General features: G+C 73.6%; 10 protein-coding genes. 6 read left to right on the plus strand and 4 right to left on the minus strand.

Translation table 11 applies throughout. The features are described from left to right. The first annotated feature begins 351 nt into the window (after positions 1-351). From CP982_RS39850 to CP982_RS39870, 6 genes are all read left to right on the plus strand, one after another. The gene (locus CP982_RS39850; RefSeq protein ID WP_150514957.1) at positions 352-1,596 is read left to right on the plus strand and encodes an MFS transporter; all 1,245 of its coding nucleotides are present in this window, start codon (positions 352-354) and stop codon (positions 1,594-1,596) included. 59 nt (positions 1,597-1,655) lie between these two features. Beyond that, on the plus strand, positions 1,656-3,389 hold the full coding sequence (locus tag CP982_RS39855) for a S9 family peptidase (RefSeq protein WP_150515972.1): 1,734 nt from the start codon (positions 1,656-1,658) through the stop codon (positions 3,387-3,389). A gap of 13 nt (positions 3,390-3,402) precedes the next feature. After that, the gene (locus CP982_RS43055) at positions 3,403-3,531 is read left to right on the plus strand and encodes a hypothetical protein (RefSeq protein ID WP_260422751.1); all 129 of its coding nucleotides are present in this window, start codon (positions 3,403-3,405) and stop codon (positions 3,529-3,531) included. A gap of 68 nt (positions 3,532-3,599) precedes the next feature. Next, a complete protein-coding gene (locus CP982_RS39860) occupies positions 3,600-5,522 on the plus strand; it encodes a RiPP maturation radical SAM C-methyltransferase (RefSeq protein WP_150514958.1) in 1,923 nt (640 codons plus the stop codon). A gap of 68 nt (positions 5,523-5,590) precedes the next feature. Next, positions 5,591-6,244: a DUF5825 family protein gene (locus CP982_RS39865; RefSeq protein WP_150514959.1), complete on the plus strand. Its 654-nt coding sequence runs from the start codon at positions 5,591-5,593 to the stop codon at positions 6,242-6,244. A gap of 182 nt (positions 6,245-6,426) precedes the next feature. Continuing rightward, on the plus strand, positions 6,427-8,397 hold the full coding sequence (locus tag CP982_RS39870) for an elongation factor G (RefSeq protein ID WP_150514960.1): 1,971 nt from the start codon (positions 6,427-6,429) through the stop codon (positions 8,395-8,397). A gap of 94 nt (positions 8,398-8,491) precedes the next feature. Here CP982_RS39870 and CP982_RS39875 read toward each other — a convergent pair whose 3' ends face one another. From CP982_RS39875 to CP982_RS39890, 4 genes are all read right to left on the minus strand, one after another. Next, on the minus strand, positions 8,492-8,653 hold the full coding sequence (locus CP982_RS39875; RefSeq protein WP_229879080.1) for a hypothetical protein: 162 nt from the start codon (positions 8,651-8,653) through the stop codon (positions 8,492-8,494). A 180-nt stretch (positions 8,654-8,833) separates the two neighbouring features. Then, entirely contained in the window at positions 8,834-9,490 is a 657-nt protein-coding gene (locus CP982_RS39880) for a class I SAM-dependent methyltransferase (RefSeq protein ID WP_150514962.1), read from the minus strand. 134 nt (positions 9,491-9,624) lie between these two features. Next, positions 9,625-10,464, minus strand: a complete 840-nt coding sequence (locus CP982_RS39885; protein ID WP_150514963.1) for an SDR family oxidoreductase — start codon at positions 10,462-10,464, stop codon at positions 9,625-9,627. Positions 10,465-10,498: 34 nt separating this feature from the next. Beyond that, on the minus strand, positions 10,499-11,923 hold the full coding sequence (locus CP982_RS39890) for an MFS transporter (RefSeq protein ID WP_150514964.1): 1,425 nt from the start codon (positions 11,921-11,923) through the stop codon (positions 10,499-10,501). Between the last annotated feature and the right edge of the window lie 34 nt (positions 11,924-11,957).

Here is an 11,957-nt window from a genome sequence, read left to right on the forward strand (position 1 = left end):
GGAACCGGCCATCATCCTGCCGGAGTGGAACCCTCAACCACGTTCCCGCGTACCGGAGTTGACGGACCGTCGGTACCACAAGAACCCCGTCGGCCCCAGGCGTTGACGTCCCTCACCCTGCCTCGCACGTCACATCCACCACTCGGGCACCAGCGGGTCCGCGCGGCCTGGCGGAACTCACTCCTCCTCTTGATGTTCCGTCCGGTGTGCGCTCCATGGGTCCCGCCACGGCGCTTTTCAGTCAGCGACTCCGCCATCTTGTAGGCCGCTCCGAGGGCTGGCTACGATCCCGCTCTCGTTTCACTATCTGCACATCTCTACACAGGTGCTTCATGAATGTGAGGGGGTTGCGTGGAGCCATCGACGGACGCGGGCACACCGGACCGCCAGGGTGATGTGGCGTCGCGGCCCCTCTCCGCCCGCGACTTCCGCCTCTTCTGGTGGGCCAACGCCGCCGACGCGCTCGGCACCCAGGCGTCCGGCGTCGTCCTGCCGCTGCTGCTCCTCGCGCTCGGCCACTCCGCGCAGACGGCGGGACTCGTCGCAGGGCTCTCACTGGCCGCCGGGATCCTGCTCGGCCCGCTCGCCGCGATCCCCGCCGACCGGGGCGCCCGCAAGACGATCATGTTCTGGTCCGCCGCCGTCTCCGCCCTCGCCATGGGCTCCGTCGCCCTGGCCCTCGCGCTCGGGCGGCTCACGCTCGCGCACCTCCTCGGCGCCGTCCTGGTCGAGCGGTTCGCCACCGCCTGCCACGAGGCGGCCTCGCGCGGCACCGTCGCCCTGGTCTGCCCGCCCGACGAGCAGCCCCGCGCGGTCGCCCGGCTCGCCGCCGCCGACCAGGGCGCGCTGATCCTCGGCCCGGCGCTCGGCGGCGCCGCCTACCAGCTCTCGCGCGCCCTGCCCTTCCTGGCCGACGCCGTCTCGTACGCCGTCGCCGCCGGCTGCGTTCGCGGGATGCGCACCGACCTGAAGGCCCCGGCGGAGCCGTCGGGAGACGGCCTGCTCCGCGAGGCCGCGGCGGGCCTCCGCCTGGTACGGCGGCAGCCGCTGCTCCGCCTCGTCCTGGTCTGGATCGCCCTCGTCAACGGCGTCGCCGTCGCGCTCTACTACGCCGCCGTCTTCGCCCTCGAGCGCTCCGGCACGGGCGCGCTTTCGCTCGGCGTGGTCCTCGCGGTCTCCGGCGGCGCGGGACTCGCCGGTTCGCTCGCCGCGCCGAAGGTCGCGGTCCGCTTCGGTGCCGCCCGGCTCGTCACCGCCGTGACCTGGCTGCTCGTCCCGCTCACCGCGGCACTCGCCACCGCGTCCGGACCCTGGGCGTACGGACTGCTGCTCGGCGCGGTGTGCCTGCTCGTCCCACTGGCCGCCGTGGTCCTCCAGGCGCGGGTGCTGCTGGTGGCCGAGCCCGCGGTGCAGGCGCGCGTCGGCGCGGTCCTCGGCACCGCGTCCGGCGGGGCCGCGGCCCTCGCCCCGGTGCTCGCCGGAGTGTTCGCGGACCGGGTGGACACCGCCGCGCCCGCCCTCGGCTGCGCCGTCCTGACCGCCCTGCTCGCCGTGCACACCACCCGGCGGGCCGCCCTCACGGAGGCCGCCGCGTGAGTCGCTTCCAGGTCTACCGCGCCGCCCTGCCCGAGGTGTGCGCAGCCGATCCGCGCCGGATGGTGTTCACCGCCGACGCCGACGGCCGCTGCGAGGTCTTCACCTGGGACGTGGCCACCCGCCGCGCGCGCCGGGTCACCGACCGGCCGGGCGGCACCCTGCACGGCGCGATCGACCGGGACGCGCGGGTCTGGTGGTTCGCCGAGGACGCCCGGGGCGTCGGTCACTGGCGGTTCCAGCCCTTCACCGGCGGTCCCGGCAGGCCCGGACTCGCAGGGGTTCCGGACGGCACCGCCCGCGGCCTCGCGGTGACCGGCGGCGCCATCGCCGCCGTCGGCGTCGGCCTGGACGACGGCACCGCCGTCCACATCGGATCCCGGGGCGGCCCCGGCCGCGAGGTGACGCGCGTCGACGGCCCCGCCGCGCTCGCCGGACTCACCCCGGCGGGCGACCTGCTGGCCCTCACCCGCGCCGCCGACTCGCCCCGCGCCGTCACAGTCCTCACCCCCGAAGGCTCCGCGGCCGCGGTCCTGCCCGGGGACGGCGCGCACGGCAGGCTGTGGGCCCTCGGCTTCGCGCCGACAGGACCGGGCGGCGCCACCCTGCTCCTCGTCCGCGAGCGCGACGACCGCTACCTGCTGGAGACCTGGACTCCCGCCACCGGCACCGTGACGCACGACTGGTGCGCGTTCGACACCCAGATCACCGCCCGCTGGTACCCCGAAGGCCGCTCCGTCCTCATCCGCCAGGACCGCCACGGGCGCTCCCTGCTGCACCGCGCCCACCTCGAACGGCGCACCCTCGACGCCGTCCCCGCGCCCCCCGGCACCCTTCTCGACGCCGCCCCGCACCCCGGCGGCGACCTCCACACCCTCTGGACCGACACGACGCACCCGCCGCGGATGGCCTCCACCGCCGGCACGCCGCTGCCGCCGCTCGGCACCGTCGAGGGCAGCGTCCCCGGCACCCTGCGCGACATCCGCACGCCCGGCCCCGACGGCCCGGTGCACACCCTGCTCAGCCTCCCCGAGGACGGTCCCGGCCCGTTCCCCGCGGTCTTCCTGGTGCACGGCGGCCCCGCCGACCACGACCGCGACGCCTACGACGGCACCGTGCACTCCCTGGTCGCCTCCGGCTTCGCCGTGGCCCGCGTCAACTACCGCGGCTCCACCGGCTACGGCCCCCGCTGGCAGCGCGCCTTCCCCGACGGCGTCGGCCACACCCAGGTCGAGGACCTCGCCGCCGTGCGGGCCGACCTCGCCGCGCGCGGCCTGATCCGCCCCGACGCCACCGGCCTGTGGGGCACCTCCTGGGGCGGCTACCTCGTCCTGCTCGCCCTCGGCACCCGGCCGGGCCTGTGGCGGGCGGGCGTCGCCGTGAAGCCGGTCGCCGACTACGCCGCCGCCCACGCCTCGGCGACCCCGGCCCTGCGCGCCCTCGACGAGCGCCTCTTCGGCGGCACCCCCGAGGAGGTGCCCGCACGCTACGCGCACAGCTCCCCGATCCGCTACGCCGTCCACGTACGGGATCCGCTCCTGGTCGTCGCCGCCACGCACGACACCAAGTGCCCCGCGGCACAGGTCCGTTCCTACCTCGGCGCCCTCCACGCCATCGGTGCCCGGCACGAGTCCCTGTGGCTCGACTCCGGACACGACGGCTACGACGGCGGCGACCACGTGGCCGTGCTGCGCCGCGCGGTGCTCTTCCTCGACCGGGAGCTCCGCGGCACCACCCCACCCAGACGCCCCCGTCCGCCCGGAGGGGGGTCAGCGCACCGCACCGCCCATCACTGAGAGGAGAGAGCCCATGCAGAAGGACGTCATCCACAACGACCCGCTCGCGGAGGACGAGACGAACCGGAAGCCGAGCATCGGCATCACGGTCACCGTCCCGTTCCGCAACGCCGAGGACGGCGAAGAGAGCGTCGAGGACTGATCCCGAACCGGTCGGCCCCCGGGAACACCCCCCGGGGGCCGGCCGGCCCCACCATCGGAGGAGCGCCCATGCGCGTACTGCTGGTCAACATGCCCTGGTCGCCCATCGACCTTCCGTCCCTCGCCCTGGGCATCCTCAAACGGAGCGTGGACGAGCGCGTCCCCGGCGCCACCGCCGAGGTCCTGCACGCCAACCTCGCCTTCACCGACTGGATCACCGAGCGCACCGAGTTCACCGGTGACGACTACGAGTACTACGCGCTCTCCTCGTACTTCATGGGCTGCGGCGACTGGGTCTTCTCCTCCGCCCTGTACGACGACCCGGGCTGGCGGGACGAGGAGTTCACCGCCACGATGACCGGCAAGCTGAAGGCCGCGCGGATGAAAATGACGCGCGAACTGCACCGCGTCGTCCCCGAGTTCGTCGAGATGATCGCGCGGCAGATCGTGGCGAAGGAGCCCGACGTCGTCGGCTTCACCTCCACCTTCCAGCAGAACACCGCCGCGCTCGCCGCCGCCCGCCGGGTCAAGGAACTCGCCCCGCACGTCGTGACCGTCCTGGGCGGCGCCAACTGCGACGGCGAGCAGGGCGCCGCCGTGCACCGCAACTTCCCCTTCGTCGACTACGTCGTCCGCGGCGAGGGCGAGGGCGCCTTCCCGCAGCTGCTCACCGCGCTCGGCGAGGAGTCCGCGGTCGACGACGTGCCCGGCCTGTGCCGCCGCGACGCGACGGGAGTGAGCGTCGCCAACCCGATGGCCACCCGGCCGCTGCCGCCCGCCGCCATCCTGCCGCCCGACTACAGCGGCTACTTCGAGCGCCTCGCCGCCTCGGTGGCCCGCAACTGGGTGGAGCCCAAGCTCGTCGTCGAAGGCGCCCGCGGCTGCTGGTGGGGCGAGAAGCACCACTGCACCTTCTGCGGGCTCAACGGCTCGTTCATGGAGTTCCGCTCCAAGAGCCCGGACACCTTCTACGAAGAGATCATGGACCTGGCCCGCCGCCACCGGGTGCTCGACATGTACGTCGTCGACAACATCCTCGACATGCGCTACCTGACGACCGTGCTGCCCCGCATCATCGACAGCGGGTACGACCTGCGCCTGCACATCGAGATCAAGGCCAATATGAAGCGCAGCCAGCTGCGCACCCTCGCCGACGCCGGACTGATCTACGTCCAGCCGGGCATCGAGAGCCTCAACAGCCGCGTCCTCGACCTGATGGACAAGGGCGTCAGCGGCTGCCAGAACGTCCGGATGCTGCGCGACGGCGCCGAGACCGGTCTCTCCGTCGCCTGGAACTATCTGCACGGCTTCCCGGGCGAGAGCGCCGAGGACTACGACCCGGTCGTCGCGCAGATCCCCGCCCTCGAACACCTCGACCCACCGGTCGACCTCTCCGCCCGCATCGCCATCGAGCGCTTCAGCCCCTACTTCGAGCGGCCCGAACTGGGCTTCACCGGGCTGCGCCCCGAGGCGCACTACCGCTTCACCTACGACCTGCCCGAAGAAGAGCTGTACGGCATGGCGTACGTCTTCGAGGCCCCGGCCCGAGGCGTCGGCGAGGAGACCGTCAACGCCCTCAACGCGGCCCTCGGCGACTGGAAGAAGCACCACACGGACGCCCGCCTCACCCACGACGACCACGGCGACCGCATCGTCCTGGTCAGTCGCAGGCGCGCCTTCGCCTGGCGCGCCATGGAGCTGAGCGACCCCTTGGAGCTGGCCGTCTTCCGCCTCCTCGACCAGCCGCACGGCCTCCAGGCCCTCACCCGCAAGGCCGCCGCGCGCGTCCCGGAAGCCACCGTCGACGAGGACCGGCTGCGGCGGCTCCTCGACTCCTGGCTCGCCCTGGGCATCGTCTTCGCGGACGCGGGCCAGTACGTCCACATCGCCCCGGCCGCGGTCAACGAGGACCTGCTGCGCCTCGACTTCATGCGGCACGTCCACGCGGAGGACGGCGCGGCCGACTCCGCAGCCGTGCCCGAGCCGGCCTGACCCGCCCGGTCGGCCGCCCGCCCGACCGCCTGCCCGCCCGATCGCTCGACCGTCCGACGAGGAGCCCGATGACCGCAACGCTCACCTCGCCCACGCTCCTTGCCTGGCGCGACTACGACCCCGCCGCGTGCGCGCTGCCCGGCATGTTCCTCGGCGAGGTGCCGCTGCCGGGCCCGGCCCGCGGCGAGGCGGCGCGCCTGTGGGAGCTGGGCGCGCGCCGGGTGCGCCTGCCCGCCCCCGTCGACCTGACCGCCGCCACCGATCCGGTCGCCGCCCTGCACTGGCTCAGCCTGGTGAGGGACCTGACCGCACGCGCCGTCATGGTCGAGTGGGAGCTGCTGCTCGACCCGGACGCGGGGGACGCCTTGCGGGTGCTCAGCCACCTCCAGCCGCCCGCCGCGCTCCGGGGCCCCGCCGACGCCGAGGACTCCCTGCGCACCTGGCGGCGCGGCCACTACCTGTGCAAATGCCTGTGGCGCAAGGGGCCCGGCTTCATCCAGATCCGTGACCGCCGCTGGGGCGAGCTGCGCCGCTTCACCGCCGACGAACCCGAGTACGAGACGGCCATCGACCTCCTGGACTACGGCGCCCCCGCCGACACCGTCCCGCAGGCCGCCCTCGACGACTTCCGCGGCGAACAACTCGCCCTGGACGTCGGCTCGTACGCCTGGTGGATCCCGTACCGCGTCAGCCGCTGGCTCCAGCAGTCGATCGCGATCTGAACGAGGTGCCGTGCGGGCCGCGCCGGAATATGAGGGCCGCGCCGGAATATTCGGTCGACGGCCCTGAACCCCGGGTGCGACCATCGCCGCAGCAGCCGACGAGATCAAGGAGCAGGCGATGCGCGGAACGTCCATGTCCCAGACGAAAGGAACAGTCATCAACCTGAAGGACATGACGCTCTGTGCGCACCACGCACCGCACGCTGAACCTGGGAATCCTGGCGCATGTTGACGCCGGCAAGACGAGCCTGACCGAGCGGCTCCTGTACGAGGCCGGGGCCATCGACGCCATCGGCAGCGTCGACGCGGGCAGCACCCACACCGACTCGCTCGACCTGGAGCGCCGCCGCGGCATCACCATCAAGTCGGCGGTCGTGAACTTCCGGCTCGGCAGCGGCTCCTCGGCCGTCTCGGTGAACCTGATCGACACGCCCGGCCACCCCGACTTCATCGCCGAGGTGGAGCGGGTCCTCGGCGTGCTCGACGGGGCCGTGCTCGTCGTCTCCGCCGTGGAAGGCGTACAGCCGCAGACGCGCATCCTGATGCGGACGCTGAAACGGCTCGGCATCCCGACCCTGCTCTTCATCAACAAGGCCGACCGGCGCGGCGCCGACGACACGCGTGTCCTGCGCGAGGCCGGGCGCAGGCTCGGCGTGCCCACCGTCGCGATGGGGCGCGTCACCGAAGGCCTCGGCACGCACACGGCGCGCGTCACGGCCTTCACCGAGCGCGATGCCCCTTTCACGCGCGGGCTCCTCGACGTGCTCACCGCACGGGACGACGCCCTCCTCGCCGCGTACGTGGCCGACGAAGCCTCCGTTCCGTACGAGCGGCTGCACGCCGCCCTCGTGGCGCAGACCCGCGAGGGCCGGGTGCATCCGGTGTACGTCGGTTCGGCGATCACCGGCGCGGGCATCCGGGAACTCGTCGCGGGCATCAAGGAGCTGCTGCCCGCCGAGCACCCCGACACCGAGGGCGCCCTGTCGGGGCGGGTCTTCAAGGTGGAGCGCGGCGAGGGCGGCGAGAAGGTCGCGTACGCCCGGCTGTTCTCCGGCTCGCTCGCGGTCCGCGAGCGCGTCGCGGTCGGAGACACCAAGGCCAAGGTCACCGACGCGGCCGTCTTCGACCGGGGCGCGCTGGAGCGCCGGACGGCGGCGCGTGCCGGGGAGATCGCCACGCTGCGCGGGCTCGCGGCGGTCCGCGTCGGCGACGTGATCGGCAGCCCGCTGCTCGGCCGCCCCTACGACCACGTCTTCGCGCCGCCCTCCCTCGAAACCGTGGTGGTGCCCGCGGACCCGGCCGACCAGGGAGCGCTGCACATGGCCCTGACCCGGCTCGCCGAGCAGGACCCCCTGATCGGGCTGCGGCAGGACCCGGGCGGCCGGGAGCTGTCCGTCTCCCTCTACGGCGAGGTGCAGAAGGAGGTCCTCGCGGCGAGCCTGGCCGAACAGCACCTGACGGTCGCGTTCCGGCAGACGACACCGATCTGCGTCGAGCGCGTCACCGGTACCGGCGCGGCCCACGAGATCCTCGACGAGGAGGACAATCCCTTCCTGGCGACGGTGGGGCTGCGCGTGGAGCCCGGCCGGGCGGGCGACGGCGTCACCTTCCGGCTCGACGTGGAACTCGGCTCGCTGCCGCCGGCCTACATGCGTGCCGTGGAGGAGACGGTCCGCACCACACTGACGCAGGGGGTGTACGGCTGGCAGGTCCCCGACTGCGTGGTGACGATGACCCACTCGGGCTTCTGCAGCATCAGGAGCACGGCGGGCGAGTTCCGCGCGCTGACGCCCCTGGTCCTGATGACCGCGCTGAGCCGGGCCGGGACGGTGGTCCACGAGCCGATGCACCGGTTCGTCCTCGAAGTCCCGCAGGAGGCGTACGCGCCGGTGGCGCTCGCCCTGGCCCGCCACCGGGCCGTGCCGGGAACACCCGCGGCACGCGGTGACGCGTTCGTCGTCGAGGGCCACCTGCCCGCGGACCAGGTGCACGGCCTAGAGCGCGAGCTGCCCGAGCTCACCGGTGGCGAGGGCGTCCTGGAGACGTCCTTCGGCCACTACCGCGCGACGACGCCCCCGCCGACCCGGGCCCGGACGGACCACAACCCGCTGCACCGGGAGGAGTACCTGCTGCACGCCCACCGGCGGATGTGAGCGACGGCGAGGGGACGCGGTCACCACTCCTCCCGGGTGCCGCGTGCCAGAGGGCACCGAGTGACCCCGCGTCGCGGCAGGCGCGGAAGGCGTCCTACGCCGTGCGGTCCCGGCGCCCGGTCAGAGCGCTGAAGTCCAGCATCGCGTCGGCTTCGCGCTGGGTCTCCTCCGCGGTGCGGGCGGCGATGGCGACCACGTCACCTCGTTCGGCTATCAGCAGGTCGTAGATGGGTGCGGTGGGCTCTGCGGTATGCACGCTTTGTCGTCCGTTTCTGCTGGTCGTCGGGGGCATCACCCTACTCGGCGTGCTCGGTGGGAGGAGGGGGAGGGGGTGACCCGGTGCTTGCCTCCGGGGCGTTCGCAGGGTGTGCGCAAGGGGTCCGTTCGACGAGCAGCGGGGCGATCGTCTTTCGGCGCGCGAGGGACCGCACCGGCCTCACGGGGTGGCGCGCAGGAGCACCAGCGATCCGTCGAAGTCCTGGCGGGCGGCGGGGTCCAGCAGGAGTTCTGGACGGCCGTAGTACGTCTCGTTGAAACCGTCGGTGCAGTCCAGCGGGATGGGTACGGGCCGGACGGTGGTGGTGCCGCCGAGCGCGGCCGCGAGCCGGTGCAGGGAGGGGTAGCGGCGGGCTTCGGTCTCCGGGGCGTCGGGGGCGTACTCGTAGAGCCAGAAGTCGCGGACGCGCGCGGGGCCACAGGCCAGGACGACGACGGGGCCGCGGGTGACGCGGAGCATCTCGCGCAGCCCGGCCTCGGCGTCGGACCACTCGTGGACGCTGAAGAGGGTCATCGCCGCGTCGAACTGCCCGTCGGCGAAGGGGAGGTCTTCGGTGACGGCGTCGACGGCGGTGGCGAGCCGGGCGGGTCGCTGGGCGCGCATGGCGAGCGAGGGCTCGACGGCGGTGATCGTGCGGGCCGTGGCTTCGTACGGTCCGGTGCCCGCGCCGACGTTGAGGACGTCACGCGCGTCGCCGAGGGCCTGGGCGATGACGTGGGCGATGCGCTCGTCCGGGCGGCGGCAGGAGGCGTGGCGGTGCCCGAACGCGCCGTGGTCGACGTCGTCGGCGCTGCCGTCGTAGAGGCGCATGACCATGAGTGACCTCGTTTCCCGGGCCTGGCCGGGGCGGTCGTCTCCGCGCTTCGAGCAATGCCCCTCATCGTCCGGGCGTCATGGCTTCAGGCCGTGGTGACGGGGCGTCACCACGGCCTGACCGTTCAGGAGGCGGTTCAGGAGGCGGTGAATTCGGTGGCGTGGTCGGCGGCCCAGGTGGTGAAGGGGCGGGCGGGGTGGCCGGTGAGGTGCTCGACCGCGTCGGTGAGGGGTACGGGCCTGCCGTCGTGGGACTCCCACCAGTTCAGCAGGGCGTCGGCGTACACGGCGGGGATGTGGTCGGCCATCTCCCGCTTCCACTCTTCGCGGGAGGCGCGGTGGACCGGGATCGGGCGGCCGATGGCCGCGGCGAGCTGCTCGATCTGCCCGGCGAAGGTGAGGGAGTCGGGTCCGGTGAGGGTGAACCGGCCGCCGCGGTGCCGGGGATCGGTCACGGCCGCGTACGCGGCTTCGGCGACGTCGTGTTCGTGGATGGCGTCGTTGTGGGCGTGCGGATAGGGCAGGCTGACGGGCCTTCCGGCCTTGATGGGCCAGGCCCAGGCGCCCGCGTTGGAGGCGAAGGAGCCGGGCCGCAGGATCGTGGTGGTCAGCGGCGAGGCCAGCAGGGCCTGTTCGACGTCGAGGTGGGACTTGGCGAGCGGGTCGCCGGCGGCGTCGGGGCCGAGGACGCTGGAGGACGAGAGCAGCACGACGTGGGTGACACCGGCGTGGTGGGCCTCGGCGGCGAAGTCGCCGATGCGGTCGGGGGCGGCGTAGAGGAAGACGGTGGTGACGCCGTCCAGCGCGGCGGGGAAGGTGGCCGGGTCGGTGAGGTCGAGGCGGACCGTCGCGACTCCGTCGGGCGGCGTGAGGTCCTCGGGGCGGGCGGAGCCGACGCGGACGGGCAGCCGGTCGCGGTGGAGCAGGGTGGTCAGACGAGTGGCGACCGCGCCGCGGCCTCCGGTGATCAAGTACATGGTTCCGGTGCTTTCTTCTGGTCGGAAGAGTGGGTCAGTGGTGCTGGGGCTGGGACCTGCGCGGCAGCAGGCGCACCAGGCCGCAGCAGGCGAGCGTGATCGCGGCCACGACGAGGAGGCTGGTGGTCATGGCCTCGGCGGGCCGGTGCGGGGTGTGCAGATAGACGGTGGTGACGGCGGCGGCGCCGAGGGCGTTGGCGAGCTGCTGGACGGCGGTCAGGGAGCCGGAGCCGGAGCCGGCCTCGTCCGGGGTGACGTCACCGAGGGTGATGTCGTAGACGGTGCCGAAGCAGGTGCCCATGCCGAGCCCGATCACGACGGCCGCGAGCACGATGACGGCAGGACCGGTGCCGGTCGCCCAGGTGTGGACGGCGGCCCACAGGCCGAGCGTGCCGGTCAGGGTGGTGACGAGGCCGATCAGGATCAGGGTGCGGCCGAGACGGCCGATGAGCCGGTGGCAGGCGATCGAGGCGACGACGATGCCCGCGGCCACGGGGGCGCTGCCGACCAGGGCGGTGCGCAGCGGCGAGTAGCCGAGGCCGCCCTGGAGGAACAGGGAGACGACGTACAGCAGTCCGGCGACGGCGGCGAAGAAGGCGATGCCCAGGACGAGTCCGGAGACGAAGCCGCGATTGCGGAACAGTGAGGGCTTGATCAGCGGGTTCGTCGCGGTGGTTTGGCGGCGGGCGAAGGCGGCGAAGAACACGGCCGACGCGGCGAGCGCGACCCAGGCGGCCGGGCGCCAGCCGTGGGCGGGGCCGTCGATCAGGCCGAACAGCAGGGCCGCCATCGCCCCCGCGAGCAGCACCGAGCCGACGGTGTCGATGACCGTGGCCCGGTCGCCGGTGTCGTGCGGCAGCAGACGGTGCGCGGCGAACAGGGCGGCGCCGCCGAGCACGATGTTGATCAGGAACATGGCACGCCAGCCGAGCCCCAGCGGATCGGTGTCGATCAGGACGGCGGCCAGGATCGGGCCGCCGACCGCGGACAGGCCGAGGACGGGCCCGAAGGCGCTGAACGCCTTGCCGATCCGGTCGCGGGGGAAGACGGCTCCGAGGATGCCGAAGCCCTGCGGGATCAGCAGCGCCCCGAAGGCGCCCTGGACGAGGCGGGCCGCGACGAGCGGGGCGGGCCCGGTGGCGAGGCCGCAGGCGACGGAGGCGACGGTGAACCCGGCGAGGCCGGTCAGGAAGACCCGGCGCCGTCCGTACTTGTCGCCGAGCCGCCCGCCGACGACCAGGAGCACGCCGAGGGCGAGGGCGTAGGAGGCGCCGAGCCACTGGATCAGGGACGGTCCGCCGCCGAGCGAGGCGGTGATGGTGGGCGCGGCGAGGTGGGTGACGGTGGCGTCGATCAGGTCGAGCACCTCGGCCGCCAGGATCACGGCGAGGACTGCCCGGCGGCGGGCGGGAGGCAGCACCCCGGCCGGGGCGGGCGGGGTGGCGAGGGTGGTGGTCATGAGGGGGCTTCCGGCAACAGGACGGAGGGGCTTC

It is taken from the genome of Streptomyces spectabilis, assembly GCF_008704795.1.
Classification (GTDB): Bacteria; Actinomycetota; Actinomycetes; order Streptomycetales; family Streptomycetaceae; genus Streptomyces; species Streptomyces spectabilis.